This window comes from Pseudorhizobium endolithicum (genome assembly GCF_902153245.2).
GTDB lineage: Bacteria > Pseudomonadota > Alphaproteobacteria > Rhizobiales > Rhizobiaceae > Neorhizobium > Neorhizobium endolithicum.
The window spans coordinates 76,447-92,388 of sequence record NZ_CABFWF030000015.1 but is presented as its reverse complement, the minus strand read 5'-3'; the positions used below and the strand labels follow the sequence as shown (position 1 = coordinate 92,388).

15 protein-coding genes are annotated in these 15,942 nt (G+C 65.1%); 8 read left to right on the top strand and 7 right to left on the bottom strand.

The annotated features are described in order from the left end of the window. Positions 1 to 36 precede the first annotated feature (36 nt). From RTCK_RS18025 to RTCK_RS18015, 3 genes are all read left to right on the top strand, one after another. Positions 37 to 1,275 (top strand): Zn-dependent hydrolase, encoded by a 1,239-nt coding sequence (locus RTCK_RS18025; protein WP_142593823.1) that lies wholly within the window; start codon positions 37 to 39, stop codon positions 1,273 to 1,275. 88 nt (positions 1,276 to 1,363) lie between these two features. Further along, positions 1,364 to 2,671: a hypothetical protein gene (locus RTCK_RS18020; RefSeq protein WP_142593822.1), complete on the top strand. Its 1,308-nt coding sequence runs from the start codon at positions 1,364 to 1,366 to the stop codon at positions 2,669 to 2,671. Next, positions 2,668 to 3,489, top strand: a complete 822-nt coding sequence (locus RTCK_RS18015) for a COG3904 family protein (RefSeq protein ID WP_185928047.1) — start codon at positions 2,668 to 2,670, stop codon at positions 3,487 to 3,489. The genes RTCK_RS18020 and RTCK_RS18015 overlap by 4 nt, the downstream gene beginning before the upstream one ends. Before the next feature lie 9 nt (positions 3,490 to 3,498). Here the strand turns inward: RTCK_RS18015 and RTCK_RS18010 are convergent, their stop codons facing one another. Then, a complete protein-coding gene (locus tag RTCK_RS18010) occupies positions 3,499 to 3,684 on the bottom strand; it encodes a hypothetical protein (RefSeq protein ID WP_142593821.1) in 186 nt (61 codons plus the stop codon). A 74-nt stretch (positions 3,685 to 3,758) separates the two neighbouring features. Next, complete coding sequence (locus RTCK_RS18005) at positions 3,759 to 4,136, bottom strand: hypothetical protein (RefSeq protein WP_142522017.1); 378 nt, start codon at positions 4,134 to 4,136, stop codon at positions 3,759 to 3,761. A gap of 122 nt (positions 4,137 to 4,258) precedes the next feature. Here RTCK_RS18005 and coaBC point away from each other — a divergent pair, with 122 nt between their 5' ends. Further along, the gene (coaBC, locus tag RTCK_RS18000; RefSeq protein ID WP_142522966.1) at positions 4,259 to 5,470 is read left to right on the top strand and encodes a bifunctional phosphopantothenoylcysteine decarboxylase/phosphopantothenate--cysteine ligase CoaBC; all 1,212 of its coding nucleotides are present in this window, start codon (positions 4,259 to 4,261) and stop codon (positions 5,468 to 5,470) included. Here the strand turns inward: coaBC and RTCK_RS17995 are convergent. Further along, positions 5,467 to 6,261 carry a class II glutamine amidotransferase gene (locus tag RTCK_RS17995; protein WP_142593820.1) on the bottom strand — a complete coding sequence of 265 codons (795 nt, stop codon included), beginning with the start codon at positions 6,259 to 6,261 and terminating at the stop codon, positions 5,467 to 5,469. The genes coaBC and RTCK_RS17995 overlap by 4 nt on opposite strands. A 260-nt stretch (positions 6,262 to 6,521) precedes the next feature. Here RTCK_RS17995 and otsB point away from each other — a divergent pair, with 260 nt between their 5' ends. After that, the gene (gene otsB / locus RTCK_RS17990) at positions 6,522 to 7,292 is read left to right on the top strand and encodes a trehalose-phosphatase (RefSeq protein WP_235988753.1); all 771 of its coding nucleotides are present in this window, start codon (positions 6,522 to 6,524) and stop codon (positions 7,290 to 7,292) included. Beyond that, positions 7,289 to 8,662, top strand: coding sequence for an alpha,alpha-trehalose-phosphate synthase (UDP-forming) (gene otsA, locus RTCK_RS17985; protein ID WP_142522020.1), 1,374 nt, complete (start codon positions 7,289 to 7,291; stop codon positions 8,660 to 8,662). The genes otsB and otsA overlap by 4 nt, the downstream gene beginning before the upstream one ends. A gap of 58 nt (positions 8,663 to 8,720) precedes the next feature. Here the strand turns inward: otsA and RTCK_RS17980 are convergent, their stop codons facing one another. Then, positions 8,721 to 10,304 (bottom strand): peptide chain release factor 3, encoded by a 1,584-nt coding sequence (locus RTCK_RS17980; RefSeq protein ID WP_142593818.1) that lies wholly within the window; start codon positions 10,302 to 10,304, stop codon positions 8,721 to 8,723. A gap of 83 nt (positions 10,305 to 10,387) precedes the next feature. Between RTCK_RS17980 and dut the strand changes: the two genes are divergently transcribed. Next, a complete protein-coding gene (gene dut, locus RTCK_RS17975; RefSeq protein WP_142593817.1) occupies positions 10,388 to 10,852 on the top strand; it encodes a dUTP diphosphatase in 465 nt (154 codons plus the stop codon). A 131-nt stretch (positions 10,853 to 10,983) separates the two neighbouring features. Then, the gene (gene cysK / locus RTCK_RS17970) at positions 10,984 to 11,952 is read left to right on the top strand and encodes a cysteine synthase A (RefSeq protein ID WP_142593816.1); all 969 of its coding nucleotides are present in this window, start codon (positions 10,984 to 10,986) and stop codon (positions 11,950 to 11,952) included. Between the two features lie 147 nt (positions 11,953 to 12,099). Here the strand turns inward: cysK and RTCK_RS17965 are convergent, their stop codons facing one another. The 3 genes from RTCK_RS17965 to ugpC form a co-directional block, all read right to left on the bottom strand. Then, positions 12,100 to 13,632: a YifB family Mg chelatase-like AAA ATPase gene (locus RTCK_RS17965; protein WP_142593815.1), complete on the bottom strand. Its 1,533-nt coding sequence runs from the start codon at positions 13,630 to 13,632 to the stop codon at positions 12,100 to 12,102. 171 nt (positions 13,633 to 13,803) lie between these two features. Continuing rightward, on the bottom strand, positions 13,804 to 14,754 hold the full coding sequence (gshB, locus tag RTCK_RS17960; RefSeq protein ID WP_142593814.1) for a glutathione synthase: 951 nt from the start codon (positions 14,752 to 14,754) through the stop codon (positions 13,804 to 13,806). 73 nt (positions 14,755 to 14,827) lie between these two features. Continuing rightward, positions 14,828 to 15,940 carry a sn-glycerol-3-phosphate ABC transporter ATP-binding protein UgpC gene (gene ugpC / locus RTCK_RS17955; protein WP_142593813.1) on the bottom strand — a complete coding sequence of 371 codons (1,113 nt, stop codon included), beginning with the start codon at positions 15,938 to 15,940 and terminating at the stop codon, positions 14,828 to 14,830. Positions 15,941 to 15,942 lie beyond the last annotated feature (2 nt).

Sequence of the window (15,942 nt, the reverse complement as noted above, 5' to 3'; positions counted from 1 at the left end):
CGGTCGATCCACACGAATTCGAGGGGCGGCGACGGCATGACCAGAAACCTTCCTGTGGACGCAGGACGCATCGGAGCGGACATCGAGACGCTCGCCGCGATCACCGAGCCGGGACGCCCGTGGACCCGGCGCGCCTTCTCTCCGCTGTTTCTCGAGGGCAGGTCGTATATCGAGCGGCGCATGCGGGAAGCGGGGCTCCAGACGCGCATAGATGCGGCCGGCAACCTCATCGGACGCCGCGCAGGGCGCATTTCCGGCAAGGGCACCCTGATGATCGGCTCCCACTCCGATACCGTCCCCGACGGCGGCAGGTTCGACGGGATCGCCGGCCTTATCTCTGCCCTCGAAGTTGCCCGTGCCCTTTCTGACAGGGGCATCGAGCTCGACCACGACCTGGAGATCGTGGATTTCCTTGCCGAGGAAGTCAGCATCTTCGGCGTCTCCTGCATCGGCAGCCGGGGCATGACCGGGCAACGCCCGGCAGAATGGCTTTCGCGCCATGCAGAAGGCAGGACGCTCGCTGCCGGAATTTCCGAAGTCGGGGGGAATGCCGAGGTCGCGGAAGGCCGCTCGGACATCAAGGGGTTTCTCGAACTCCACATCGAACAGGGCACCGTCCTGGAGCGGGAGGGGACGAATGTCGGTATCGTCACCGCCATTTCCGGAATCACCCGCATCGAGATCATCGTCGAAGGCCGGGCCGATCATGCCGGAACGACGCGCATGGATGCCCGCGCGGATGCCCTTGTGGCTGCTGCGGAACTCGTTCTCGACATCCGGCAGGCGGCGCTCTCGCTTTCCCAGTCGCCACGTCATTTCACGGCAACGGTCGGCGAATTCGCCATCGAGCCGAATGCGGCCAATGTCATCCCGTCTCGGGCGAGGCTTCTCGTCGACGCGCGCGCCGAATTCCGTGAAGACATGGATATCTTCTGCGAGTTTCTCAACGAGACGACGGAACGGGCGGCGGAGAAATGGGGCGTGAGCATTTCACCGCCGGCGAGGATTTCCGACGTTCCCGCGACGCCGTGCGACGGGCAGGTCCTTTCCATCCTCGAACAGTCGGCCGACGCCTCTGGCATCAGCCACCGCCGCATGGCCTCCGGAGCGGGTCACGACACGATGTGGATGGCGAAGGCGGCGCCGGCAGCAATGATCTTCGTGCCCTGCAAGGATGGTCGCAGCCACTGCGCCGACGAGTGGGCGGATATGGACGACATCGCTCTCGGCGCGACCGTGCTGTTCAACGCAATACAGGCGATGGACAAGGCCTAAGGGGGCATGGGGCTGGCCGTACCGCGGCCTTCATTTCGCCGGTTTCTTCATCCTCTGTTAAGGAATTCATTCCTGTCGGAGGCTCCTTATGGCGCTTGGCGCATCGCATCGATTGCAAGACGGCGTCATCGCCGTCGAGACCATGACCCGCTTCGCGCTTGCCGTCCTGGCCCTGGCATCCGGCGTCTACACCTATCTCGGCGTCAGGAGCCTGCTGGATGGCTCGCCCACCACCGTCTTCTTCGCCGCCATCATCTATTCCGCTTCGGTATCCGTGGCGATCTATGCCTTCTGGTCCTACATAGCCCGTTTCTATCCGCACGTGGTCGGACCCGCCGCACGTGGGGCGATGCTCGGCGTCATGGCTCTCGGTTGCGCGATGATCATCGCCATGTCGAGCTGGCTGAACGCCGCCGCGCTCGCAGGATCGGCGGCGCTCGAACAGCATCTCGCCGAAACCGTCGAAGACTATACGGCGGATCTCGACAAGGCGCACCAGAACGCCCTCGCCGCCCAGAGCCTGCTGCCGGACATCCAGCGGACCTCCGAGCGCTTTGCCCGTCTGGCCGAGGACGAGCGGGAGTCGGGTGCACTTACCGGTACCACAGGCTCCGGCAGCGTGGTGCAGCTCCTCTCCCAGATGTCGGCACAGCTCGGCGAGTTGGAGGCGGGGATCGCGGCATCGCGCGAGCGGGTGACGAGCCTTTTCGATCAGGGCCGAGCCCACCTCGAAACGATGCGCAGGCTGGTCTCGTCTCCAGGCGCCATCGAACCACGAAGCGATCAGTTCTCGGCGGAAGTCGTGGCGCTGTCCGGCGTCATCACGTCCCTGCAGCAGACATCGATTGCACCATCCGTGAAGCGGGCGGCGGAAGACCTTTCGCTCGGCTTCATCGCGCCCGTAGCCGACGGGCAGGCGGTGGATCTGGCGAACCGGCAGGATCAGGTGATGGAGACGATCCGTGCCTCCGTCGCAGTGCAGTCGAAGGTGCTGTCCCAGGCTGCCGACGACATCCTGGCCCGCGAGCCGGTCGCCGAACGCCGGTTCGTACCGCTCTCGTCCGCCGAGGCCGTGCTCCGCTATGCCGGCGACTTCATCCCGGCCTGGGCGGGCGCGATCTCCATCGACCTTCTGCCCGCGGTTCTCGTCTTCATCCTGGCGGTGGTCCACGGCGCCATTCGCAGGCAGGAGGAGCGACTCCCCTTTGCCCACCGGATCACGGCGGCGGAACTGCTGGAGGCCCTGGAGGTGCAGCGCGCAGTCGGCAAGAATGGCATGGATTTAGAGAAAGCCATCCAGCGGGTCGATGCGGACGACCTTCCCGAGGATCATCCGACCAACATCACGAGCCTCGACACATCGGTAAAGAACCCGCGCAAGGGTCCGTCGGCATGAATTCTGCCTCGCTCGCCACGCGCCTGAAGGATGCGCTCGTCAGCACCGATGACGGAGCGCTGATGCGCTACGCCTTTTTCGGCTTGCTCGTTGCCGCCGGCGCGTTCGTGGCGGTCGACCTGCGGGAAATGAGCATGGCGAATGCCTCGATACCGGGTCATGATCCGCTGCGGACAGATGCGCCCGTTCTGCCGCCCGCCCTCACCGACAGAGTGCCCCAGGCGCCGCCGGTGCAACCCCGAAGTCCGCCGGAAGTCCTTCGGCAGCCGATACGGTTCGAGCTCGGCTCGGGTGGCGAGCTTCTGGCGGAAGGTTCGATCGATGTCGGCGCCGCCACGCGTTTTGCTCAGGAGATCGAGGCGCGCGGAGAATATGTGAAGACGGTTTCCCTCAATTCGCCGGGGGGTTCGGTGGACGACGCGCTGGCGATCTCGAAACTCATCCGGGAGAACAAGTTGAGCACGAAAGTCGCGGGCAAGGCCTTGTGTGCCTCCTCCTGCCCGCTCGTGCTCGCGGGCGGGGTATCGCGGCAGGCGGAAGAGGACGCCGTGATCGGGGTTCACCAGGTCTTCAACGGCGGCCAGATTCGTCCCTCTCCGGAGGAGGCGATGTCCGGCGCCCAGAACACCACCGCCCGGATTGCGAGACACCTCGATAAAATGGGAATCGAGGCCGGCCTGTGGATCAACGCGTTGGAGACGCCACCGGACAGGCTGTACTATCTAACCGCGGAGGAGATGGCGCGGTTCAAGCTGACCACGGGCGCGGTCGCGACGGCCGAAGCCGGGGACGAGGCCGATCACCGCTCGGGCGGGTAACCGGCTCCGTCAGGAAGAAGAGGTCTCCTTCTCCGCCCCCAGAAGATCCCGCACCTCGGCAACGCCCGCCTTGCCGGCATGCTTCAACCCGGCGCCAGCCACTTCCAGCGCGATGCCGGGATGTTTTCGTACGAGCCGGCCCAGTGCACCGAGCAGAGCTGCAGTGCCTATACGCCCGGCAGTTGTCTTTCCCATCCGCCTGGCCATCAGCCGTTCGACTGGATTCCTCTTGCCGCTCCGCCGGACCCTATCCTTCCTGTTCTTCGGGTTCAGTGCCGGGCGGCGCTCCCGAAAGGGCGCTCGTCGCCCTCTTCCTCCTCGTGCCGCTCCTTGTTCTCCGGCATGAAAGAGCGAGCAGAATCCGTCACCACGGTCATGGCCGCGTGCGCCGCGCTCTGGATGGCATCCCCCGCGATGCCCATGGCACGCGCCCCTTTGCGCGCACCTTTCCTGCCCGCTGCGGCGACCTCCTCCCGCTCCTCGGCCAGAACGGCGGCAGCGGCGGCGGCTCCGGCCATCAGCGCCTTGCCGAGAATGTCCCGGCCGGTCTTGCTCCCCAGCAGCGCCTTCAGGGGCTTCGATTTGCGGATCGTCCGGGGCACCTTGAAACCCGCGACCTTCTTGGGAATGGCATTCTTCTTTGCCATGACATTCTCCTTCGGCCCAAAAACGCGAGGGCGGGCCGTCGGTTCCGCCCAGGACCCTCCCCTCATTGCAAGTCCCGAACCAAAGGCTTAGCTTCCGCTTCGATCTCACGGCAGGCCCCTTCATGGAACTCACCGGCAAGCGCATCCTTCTCATCATCTCGGGCGGCATCGCCGCCTACAAGAGCCTGGACCTGATCCGGCGCCTGCGGGAGCGCGGCGCTTCCGTCCGTCCGGTCATGACGGCGGCAGCCCAGGAGTTCGTGACGCCGCTCGCAGTCGGCGCCCTTTCCGCCTCGCACGTCTATACCGACCTGTTTTCCCGTGAGGACGAGCAGGACGTCGGACATATCCGCCTGGCGCGCGAATGCGATCTGGTCGTCGTCGCACCCGCCAGTGCCGACCTCCTGGCGAAGATGGCGCATGGTCTCGCAAACGACTTGGCGAGCACGATCCTGCTCGCTACCGACAGGCCCGTCCTTGTCGCCCCTGCAATGAACCCCAGGATGTGGTCGGCACCCGCGACGGTGCGCAATATCGCGGCCTTGCGGGCCGACGGGATCCTGCTCGTCGGCCCGGCCACGGGAGAGATGGCCGAGAGCGGCGAGGCAGGCGTCGGGCGCATGGCGGAACCGCTGGAGATCGCCGAGGCGGCGGGTCGCCTGCTCCGACCGGAAGCACAGTCGCTCCAAGGCAGAACGGCCATAGTCACCTCCGGCCCCACCCATGAACCGATCGACCCGGTCCGCTACATCGCCAATCGCTCCTCCGGGCGCCAGGGGCATGCCATTGCGGCCGCCCTTGCACGACTGGGTGCGGATGTCACGCTCGTCTCGGGTCCCGTTACGATCCCGGATCCCGCCGGCGTGAAAGTCGTTCACGTCGAGCGTGCGGAAGAGATGCGGGACGCGGTGATCTCCCGGCTGCCGGTGGATATAGCCGTCATGGTTGCCGCCGTCGCGGACTGGCGCGTCGCATCTTCCTCGGACCAGAAGATCAAGAAGCAGGCCGGCGAAGCGCCACCTCCGCTCCTCCTCGCCGAGAATCCCGACATCCTGAGCGACGTGGGGCACCACGGGAGCCGCCCCCGGCTCGTGGTGGGCTTTGCCGCCGAGACGCAGGATGTGGAGCAGAACGGGCTCCGCAAGCTTGAGCGCAAGGGCGCCGACCTCATCGTGGCCAACGACGTATCTCCGCAGACCGGCATCATGGGCGGAACGCGCAATCGCGTGAAGATCATCTCCCGGCAGGGCGTCGAGGACTGGCCGGACCTCACCAAGGATGAAGTGGCCGACCGGCTGGGGGCTCTCGTCGCGGAGCGTCTTGCCGGTCTCTAGGCGGCGCAGGCGCTCGCCTGCGGCAGGAACCGTTCTGTGGCCATTCCCCGGTCGCTGATGACGATCATCGCCCCATTGGGGATTTCCGCCCAGCGGTCGGCTTCATCGTTGAGAGGTTCGGATACCAGACAGTAGCTTCTCTCGTTCCCCAAGGGCGCGGCATAGAGTGTCGGTGGCTTGTCATCCGTGGCATATCGCACAGCGTAGAGTGCTTCTCCGTTCGAAAAGGCGGCCGTGAACCGCACCAGGACTTCTCCACCGGTCTCCCTGGACAAGGCCTCGGCCGTTTCGATCGCACGGGCGATGGCGGTACGGGGCGATATATCGAGGCCGAATTCCAGCGCCAGCAGGAAAAGGAGCTCGGAGTCCGTCGTGCCGGTACGGGCGTGGAACAGTTCATCGGAGAGTAGCGCCTCCATCCGCCGCCGGATGTGCTCGAAACCCGAAATCTGGCCATTGTGCATGAACGACCAGCGACCATGCACGAAGGGGTGACAGTTATCGCGACGGGTTGCTCCGTGCGTCGCCGCACGCACATGCGCCAGGAAGAGCGGGGAGCGTATCTGCCGGGCGATGCTGCGCAGGTTGCAGTCCGACCACGCCGGCAGGATGTCGCGATATCTTCCGGGCTCCGGCCGGTCCGCGTACCAGGCGATGCCGAACCCGTCCCCGTTTGTTGCCGTCTTTGCCCGGGTCGCGCAGTGGGACTGCTCGATCAGCGAGTGGGCGGGAGAAGAGACCAACTCTTCCAGATAGATCGGATCACCGCGATAGGCTGCCCAGCGGCACATGTTTCCTCGACATCGGATTCGGCGGAACGGCTACGCTATCATGCACGAAAGATTCCGCCAGCCATGGTTAACGTGCGGTAAATCCGCCGGCCAGCATGGCGGATTTATGACCTGGTCCCGCTGCCGTCATGGCGGAGCAAGGTTGTGCCGGCCTTGCCACATCAGCGCCGCGGGCTAAATATCCGGCCATGCCATATTCCGATCCTACGCCGTCAGGGAATGCCCAGGCCCCGCTTCGCTCCACCGACCGGTTCGTGGACATGCTCATCAGCGAACCCGAGGCATGGGCGCTCTTCCTCGACATCGACGGGACCTTGATCGACATCGCCCCCTCTCCGGACGCGATTATCGTGCCCGCGGACCTTCCCCGCCGGCTCCAGGAGGTTTCCGACCATCTCGGCGGCGCCCTCGCGCTCGTGACCGGGCGCTCGCTGCCCTATGCGGACAAGCTGTTTGAGCCTTTTTCCTTCCCGGTCGCCGGCTTGCACGGGGCGGAACGGCGGATGTCGGACGGGACGGTCGGCAGGGTCGTGGCCACGGCCGCCTTCGAGGAGGTGAAGGACGCGCTCACGGCGGCCGCCGGGCAGTGGCCGGGCGTGCTGATCGAGGACAAGGGAGCCGCCGTGGCCGCGCATTACCGCCAAGCTCCCGAATGGCAGGGCGAGGTCGAGAAGGCGATGGAATTCTACCTTCTGCAGGCCGGGCCTGACTTCACGCTGCAGCGGGGAAAAATGGTGTTCGAGATTCGTCCGGCCAGGGCCAGCAAGGGAAGCGCGGTCCAGGACTATCTCGAAGAAGCGCCGTTCAAGGGGCGGCGCCCGATCGCCATCGGCGACGACGTGACCGACGAGGCGATGTTCCGCACCGTCAACATGCTGGGCGGGCACTCCATCCGGATCGCCGCGGAACCCGGAGACACCGAAGCTGCCGAGATCTTCCCCTCGCCGGAACACCTGCGGCAGGCGCTGGCCCGGATCGCCGGCGGGGGTGAGGGGCCGGCAGCATCATCGCAGAAAGGAATAATCGCTTGAGCCGCCTTGTGGTCGTTTCAAACCGGGTCACGCTTCCGGCGAAAGGGGGCGCGGCCCCGGCCGGCGGGCTGGCCGTTGCCCTGCAGGCGGCGCTGCAGGAGCGCGGCGGGATCTGGATGGGGTGGTCCGGAAAGTCGAGCGGCACAAAGGAGCCGGAACCGCTGGCGCAACAGCAGCACGGCAACATCACCTATGCCCTGACGGACCTGACCAAGACGGATGTCGAGGAATACTACGAAGGCTTTGCCAATCGGGTGCTCTGGCCGATCTGCCACTACCGGCTGGATCTTGCCGAATACGGCCGCAAGGAGATGGCCGGCTACTTCCGGGTGAACCGCTTCTTCGCCCATCGGCTGGCACCGCTGCTCAAGGACGACGACGTCATCTGGGTGCATGACTACCACTTGATCCCGCTCGCGGCAGAACTGAGGCAGATGGGCTTCAAGAACAAGATCGGCTTTTTCCTGCACATCCCCTGGCCACCGGCCGACGTGCTGTTCGCCATGCCGGTACACGAGGAGATCATGCGCGGACTGTCGCACTACGACCTCGTTGGTTTCCAGACGGATCACGACCTCTCGAACTTCGCCGGCGGTCTCGTTCGCGAGGGTATCGGCGAAGCCCTCGGCGAGGGCCGGTTCACCTCTTATGGCAGGACCTTCAAGGGCGGGCACTACGGGATCGGCATAGAGACCGCCGCCTTCGCGGACTTCGCGCGGAAGGCGGCTACCAACATCATGGTGCGCAAGGCCCGGCAGAGCATCGAGGGGCGCGACCTGATCATCGGCGTCGACCGGCTGGACTATTCCAAGGGCATCACCCAGCGGATCGACGCGTTCGAACACTTCGTCAAGGCCAATCCCGGCTACCACAACAAGGTCACCTATCTGCAGATCACGCCGAAATCCCGGTCGGAAGTGCCGGAATACGAGGCGATGCAGCGGACGGTCGCTGAACAGGCGGGGCGCGTGAACGGCGCCATCGGCACGGTCGACTGGGTACCGATCCGCTATATCAACCGATCCATCGGCCGCCCGGTACTGGCGGGGTTGTACCGGCTTGCGGCGATCGGGCTTGTCACGCCCTTGCGCGACGGCATGAACCTGGTCGCCAAGGAATATGTCGCGGCACAGGATCCGGACGATCCAGGCGTTCTGGTTCTGTCACGCTTCGCCGGTGCCGCGCGCGAATTGCGGGGTGCGCTGCTGGTCAACCCCTACGACATCGAGGGGACCGCGAACGCGATCGCCCGCGGGCTCAGCATGTCGCTGGAAGAGCGGCAGGAACGCTGGCGGGGAATGATGGACCACCTGCTCGAGCGGGATGTCATGCGTTGGTGCGACGACTTCCTGAAAGACCTGCAGGGCTAGGCGCGTTCGAAAGGAGACGTCCAGGCCTGTTGTCGTCAAGGCAGCCTCAGGTCCAGGCTCACGCCGCCTTGGCGACGTGATACTCCTTGATCGCGGCCATCCTGATCGCCGGATAGCGCTCCGCCTCGTATCGGAGCGAGAACGCATCCTGGGCCATGAAGACGGGATCGCCGTCGAGGTCGCGGCAGATATCGCCGCGGCGCTGGCTGATGAACTTCTCCAGTTCCGCGGGCTGATCCGCCGAAATCCAGCGGCAGACCGAGAACCGCGCCATCTCGAACGAGACCGGCAGGCCATATTCGGTAGAAAGGCGCTCCTTCAGCACGTCGAGCTGCAGCGCGCCTACCACGCCGACGATGGCCGGCGAGCCGTCCTCCGGCTGGAAGAGCTGGACGACGCCCTCCTCCGCCATCTGCTGCAGCGCTTCCTTCAGCTTCTTGGCCTTCATGGCATCCTCCAGCCGAACGCGGCGCAGGATTTCCGGTGAGAAATTCGGCACGCCCTGGAAGACCAGCGCCTCGCCCTCGGTCAGCGTATCGCCGATGCGCAGAGTGCCGTGGTTGGGGATGCCCACCACATCGCCTGCATAGGCCGTATCCGCCAGTTGGCGCTGCGAAGCGAAGAAAAACTGCGGCGCGGTCAGGCCGAGCTGCTTGCCCGTGCGCGCAAGCCGTGCCTTCATGCCGCGCTCCAGCTTGCCGGAACAGATGCGCGCGAAGGCGATGCGGTCGCGATGGTTGGGATCCATGTTGGCCTGGATCTTGAAGACGAAGGCGGTCATTTTGTCCTCATCGGCATGGACCGTCCGCACGTCCGCAACCTGGTCGCGGGGCGGCGGCGCATAGGCGCCAAGCGCGTTGATGAGGTCGCGCACGCCGAAATTCCGAAGCGCGGAGCCGAAGAAGACCGGCGTCATGTGACCTTCCAGGAAGGACTGCCGGTCGAAGGGGCGGCACGCCTCCCTCGCGAGCTCCGTCTCCTCAACGAAGGCGGCGCGCTCGTTTTCAGGAAGACGATCGGCGATGCTCTGCGGGCCGTTCACCGGTAGCGGCTCCACCTGGGTATCGGAGCCCCGGAAAGTGTTGTTGGCGAGATTGTAGGAGCCGCAGAAGGTCTTCGAGCGCCCCACGGGCCAGGTCACCGGAGCCGTATCGAGAGCCAGCTTCTCCTCGACCTCGTCCAATATCTCGAAAGGATCGCGGCTTTCGCGGTCCATCTTGTTGACGAAGGTGATGATGGGAATGTCGCGCATGCGGCAGACTTCGAAGAGCTTCAGCGTACGCGGCTCGATGCCCTTTGCTGCGTCGATGACCATGACGGCTGCATCCACTGCGGTCAGCGTCCGGTAGGTGTCGTCCGCGAAATCCTCGTGGCCGGGGGTATCGAGAATGTTGAAGACATTGCCTTCGTATTCGAACGTCATCACCGAGGTAACGACCGAGATGCCGCGTTCACGCTCGATCTTCATCCAGTCCGAGCGGGTCTGGATGCGGTCCTTCTTCGCCTTCACTTCGCCGGCAAGCTGGATCGCGCCGCCGAACAGAAGGAGCTTTTCCGTGAGCGTGGTCTTGCCCGCGTCCGGGTGAGCGATGATCGCAAAGGTGCGGCGGCGGGAGACCGCCTCGGCGAGAGTTTCAGCCATATCCGGTAAATCCTGTCAGTTGCCGCGTATCTAGCGATTTGGCCGCCTTTATGCAATTCACCTCCGAAACAAAGGAGCTTCCCATGCGCGACGTCATCGGCCCGGTTCTCAAGCTTGTACGGCTGCCCCACGGGGCGGAGCTTCCGCTGCCCAGCTACGAGACTTATGGGGCGGCCGGGATGGATCTGCGGGCCGCCGTCGCGGAGGAGGAGACGCTGATCTTGAAGCCGGGGCAGCGGGGGCTGGTGCCGACCGGTTTCGTATTCGAAGTTCCCGAAGGCTTCGAGGCACAGATCCGCCCACGCTCCGGCCTCGCCTTCAAGCACGGCATCACATGCCTCAATACACCGGGCACCATCGACAGCGACTATCGCGGCGAGGTAAAGGTGCTGCTCGTCAATCTGGGCGAGGATGACTTCGCGATCACGCGGGGAATGCGGGTCGCCCAGATGGTTCTGGCACCCGTGACGCAGGTGCAGGTCCATGAGGTGGGCGAGGCAGGAAAAACCATACGGGGCGCCGGAGGCTTCGGATCGACCGGCGTCTGATTGCGCAACGTGCTGCCCCGGCAGGGGGCGCCCATGGAACAAAATTCCGCGCATGCGGCCACTAGCAACGGCTGTTGGCTGGCCTTCCGGCGAAACTGGCCCTAACTTGTCCCCATCCTAGGGAGAGCACCATGACAGACAACAAGAAGCCCGGCCGCGGCCGGATCTATTCCTCCATCACCGAGACGATCGGCGATACGCCCATCGTGCGCCTCGACAAGCTGGCAGCGGAGAATGGGGTCAAGGCCAATCTGCTGGCCAAGCTCGAGTTCTTCAACCCGATCGCCTCGGTGAAGGATCGCATCGGCGTCGCGATGATCGAGAGCCTGGAAGCACAGGGCAAGATCACGCCCGGCAGGACCACCCTGGTGGAACCCACATCGGGCAATACCGGCATCGCGCTCGCCTTCGCCGCCGCCGCCAAGGGCTACAAGCTGATCCTCACCATGCCGGAAACCATGTCGATCGAGCGCCGCAAGATGCTCGCCCTCCTCGGTGCCGAACTGGTGCTGACGGAAGGCCCGAAAGGCATGAAAGGAGCCATCGCCAAGGCCGAGGAACTGGCTTCCACGCTCCCTGACGCCATTATCCCGCAGCAGTTCGAGAACCCGGCCAACCCGGAGATCCATCGCAAGACCACCGCGGAGGAAATCTGGAACGATACCAACGGCAGCATCGACATCCTCGTCTCCGGGATAGGCACCGGCGGCACGATCACGGGCGCAGGGCAGGTGCTGAAGGGCCGCAAGCCGGAAATCAAGGTTATCGCCGTGGAGCCGACGGACAGTCCGGTTCTCTCCGGCGGCAATCCCGGACCGCACAAGATCCAGGGGATCGGCGCCGGTTTCGCCCCCACGATCCTCGATACCAGCGTCTACGACGAAGTGGTCACGGTCACCAATGACGAAGCCTTCGAGACCGCCCGCCTCGTCGCGCGGCTCGAGGGCGTGCCGGTGGGCATCTCCTCCGGCGCAGCGCTTGCTGCAGCGATCAAGGTCGGCAGCCGCGAGGAGAACGCCGGCAAGACCATCGTCGTCATCATTCCCTCCTTCGCCGAGCGCTATCTCTCCACCGCGCTCTTCGAAGGACTGGGAGGGTGAACATAGCGAGTAGCGAGTAGCGAGTAGCGAGTAGCGAGTAGCGAGTAGCGAGTAGGAACCGGTTTCTCGGCCTGCAGGCAAGCCGCAACGGCTCTTCGAGACCCGCTAATCACACTGTTCACTTATTCACTATTCACCTCCTCCAGGTCACGCCGCGGCCGAGAGCCGCTCTCCCGCCATGCGGTAGGAGATCGCCTCGGCCAGATGGATACGGCCGACGCTGTCGCTGCCGTCGAGATCGGCCAGGGTGCGCGCCACCTTTAGTACACGATGATAGCCGCGGGCGGAGAATTTCAGCTTCTCCGCCGCGTCGCGGAGCAGTTGCAGGCCGCCCGGATCGGGCTCTGCGATCTTCTCGATCAGCGCCGTGGAGCAGCGCGCATTAGTAGAGACCTGCGGCACGCCCGCCCATTCGAAACGCTCCCGCTGCCGTTCGCGCGCGGCAGCCACGCGCCTGGCGACGTCGGCGCTCGGCTCGGCCGGCCGCGGCCGGATCAGATCCGCCGCCGACACTGCCGGCACATCGATCCGGATATCGATCCGGTCCATCAGCGGCGCCGAAATTCGTCCCTGGTAGTCGGACACGCATTTGGGTCCCCGCGCACAGGTGTGTCCCGGCTCTCCCGCCATGCCGCAGCGGCAGGGATTCATTGCCGCCACCAGTTGGATGTTGGCCGGGTAGGAGACCCGGTGGTTGGCCCGGGCGATGACGCACTCGCCGGTTTCCAGCGGCTGCCGCAGGGCATCGAGCACCTGCGGAGAGAATTCGGGGAACTCGTCGAGGAACAGCACGCCGTGATGGGCCAGAGATGCGTCGCCCGGCCTGGCCTTCAGCCCTCCGCCCACCAGCGCCGCCATGGTGGCCGAATGATGGGGCGTGCGATAGGGCCGCCTGTCGGAAAGCTTGCCGCCGGAGAGCTGGCCGGCGATCGAATGGATCATCGAGACTTCCAGCAGTTCGGCGGCCGAAAGCGGCGGCAGGATCGACGGAAGCCGGGCCGCCAGCATGGATTTCCCCGAACCCGGGGGACCAACCATCAGCAGATTGTGTCCGCCTGCGGCAGCGACCTCCAGCGCTCGCTTGGCGCTTTCCTGCCCCTTGATGTCTATCAGATCCGGCAGGTTGGCCGGCAGCGCGCGGATCGCCGGTTGCGGCCGGGAGAGAACCTGCGTGCCGCGGAAATGATTGGCGAGTGCGATCAGGCTACGGGGCGCCAGGATATCGATGTCAGATCCCGCCCAGGCGGCCTCGGCGCCGCTGTCGGCCGGGCAGATCAAGCCCTTGCCTAGCGCGTTGGCGCTGATGGCTGCGGGGAGCGCACCGGCAACGGGCGCAAGCGTTCCATCGAGGTTCAACTCGCCGATCACGACGTAACCAGCCAGCGCATCCGCCGGAATGGCACCCAGCGCAGCCATCAGGCCCAGCGCGATGGCAAGGTCGAAATGCGACCCCTCCTTGGGAAGATCCGCCGGCGCCAGGTTCACCGTCACCTTCTTCGGCGGCAGCGACAGACCGGACGCATGAAGCGCTGCCTGGACCCGCTCGCGGCTTTCAGCCACCGCCTTGTCCGGCAGCCCCACGATCGGCATCAGTAGCTTGCCGGGCGAGACCATCACCTGGACTTCGACCGGAACGCCCTCAATGCCCTGAAATGCAACCGTAGAGACACGCGCCACCATGAACCGCCCCCAACTTCATGTCCGAGGCGCAAACGATAAACGCTTTCCGCGCCAGCGATTGCAATCTGGCATGGAAAAGAGAATAAAACAAGAACATTTATCGAACCGGCTCACGCACTCGTTGCGCTGCAGTTGCATGCGGTTGCGGAAGGAGAACAAAACGCGCGACGGTTATGCGCGCTTCGCCTCGATCGCATCCCACAGAAGGCTCGCGACATCCGCGCCGCCGAACTTCTTCACCTCGCGGATACCGGTGGGAGAGGTGACGTTGATCTCCGTCATGTAGTCGCCGATCACATCGATGCCGACGAAGAGGAAGCCCCGCTCACGAAGCGCCGGGCCGATCCGGTCGCAGATCTCGCGGTCGCGGCGGGTCAGTTCCACCGGTTCGGCCCGTCCGCCGACATGCATGTTGGAGCGGCTGTCGGTTTCCGCCGGCACGCGGTTGATGGCACCAACCGGTTCCCCGTCGACGAGCAGGATGCGCTTGTCGCCCTTGCGCACCGCCGGCAGATAGGCCTGGGCGATATAGGGTTCGCCGCGATAGACCTGCTCGAACATCTCCAGCAGGGAGGTGAAGTTGCGGTCGTCGCGGGCGGAATGGAAGACACCGGCGCCGCCATTGCCGTAAAGCGGCTTCAGGATGATATCGCCCATCTCCTGCCGGAAGCGCCCGATCTCCTCGACATCCCGGCTGATCAGGGTAGCAGGCATCAGGTCGGCGAATTGGGTGACGAAGATCTTCTCCGGTGAATTGCGCACCCAGGCCGGATCGTTGACCACCAGCGTCTGCGGGTGGATGCGCTCCAGCAGATGCGTCGAGGTGATGTAACCCATGTGGAAGGGCGGATCCTGGCGAAGGTGGATCACGTCCATGGTCGAGAGGTCGACGCGCTCACGCTCGCCGAGGCTGTAGTGATCGCCCTTGACGTCCTGGACCCGCATCGGCTCGACGGCGGCGAATATCCTCCCGTCGCGCATGGTCAGCCGGTCCGGCGTATAGTGGAACAGCTCGTATCCGCGCGCCTGCGCTTCCAGCGCCATGGCAAAGGTGGAGTCCCCGGCGATGTTGATGCTGGAGACGTGGTCCATCTGGAATGCGACCCTGCGGATTCTTGCCATTGCCCCTGTCCCTTCAGAAATGCCCGCCTGATGTAGGACGGCCGTTCGTGGAAGGCAACGGCCTATGCGCGTCTCAGCCCGGCATCTCGGCCGGCTCCATGGCCTGCTGCCGGAGCACCGGCGGCAACCCCGCTGTTGCAAGGCGGCTGCCGGATTCGCGGGCGAAGAAGTGCAGCCGGCGCGGATCCACCGCCAGCCGCATCTCGTCCTGCAGGACCGCCGCGAGCGGCAGCGTAACGACCAGAGCCTGGTCGCCCACATGGCCGTGCACCAGGCGGTGCGCGCCCAGTTCCTCGACATAGTCGAGGCGGAAGGCCAGGGCCTCCTCGCCCGCATGGGCCGGACGCAGGTCCTCGGCGCGCACGCCCACCGTCACCGGACCCGACGCAGGGGCGTAACCGTCGAGGTTGAGAAGCGAAGGGCCGATCGCAAGCCGGTCGCCATGCAGTTCCGCCTGCACCAGGCTCATGGCCGGTGCACCGATGAAGCTCGCGACGAAGGTCGAGGCCGGCTCGTGGTAGACCTCGAGCGGCGAGCCGATCTGCTCGATCCGCCCGTCGTTCAGCACCACGAGACGGTCGGCGAGCGTCATCGCCTCCAACTGGTCGTGGGTGACGTAGATCGACGTCGTGCCGAGACGCCGCTGCAGCCGCCTGATCTCGCCGCGCATGGAAACGCGCAGCTTGGCGTCCAGGTTGGAGAGCGGTTCATCGAACAGGAAGGCCGCCGGTTTCCGGATAATCGCACGGCCCATGGCGACGCGCTGACGCTGGCCACCCGAGAGGGCGCGGGGCTTTCGGTCGAGATAGGGCGAGATCTCCAGCATCCGTGCCGCCTCGGCGACGCGCGCATCGATCTCGGCGCGCGGAGTGTTGCGGTTCTTCAGGCCGTATTCGAGGTTCTGGCGCACCGTCATGTGCGGGTATAGCGCGTAGTTCTGGAAAACCATGGCGATGTCGCGCTCGGCCGGTTCCAGTGTGTTGACGACGCGGCCGCCGATCTTCACCTCGCCTTCCGTGATCTCCTCCAGCCCCGCCACCATGCGGAGCAGCGTAGACTTGCCGCAGCCGGAGGGACCGACAAGCACGATGAACTCTCCATCTCCGATGGTGATGTCGACGGAATGGACCGCCCTGTTGCCGCCCGCATAGGTCTTGGAGACACGGTTGATGTCGATGGATGCCATGA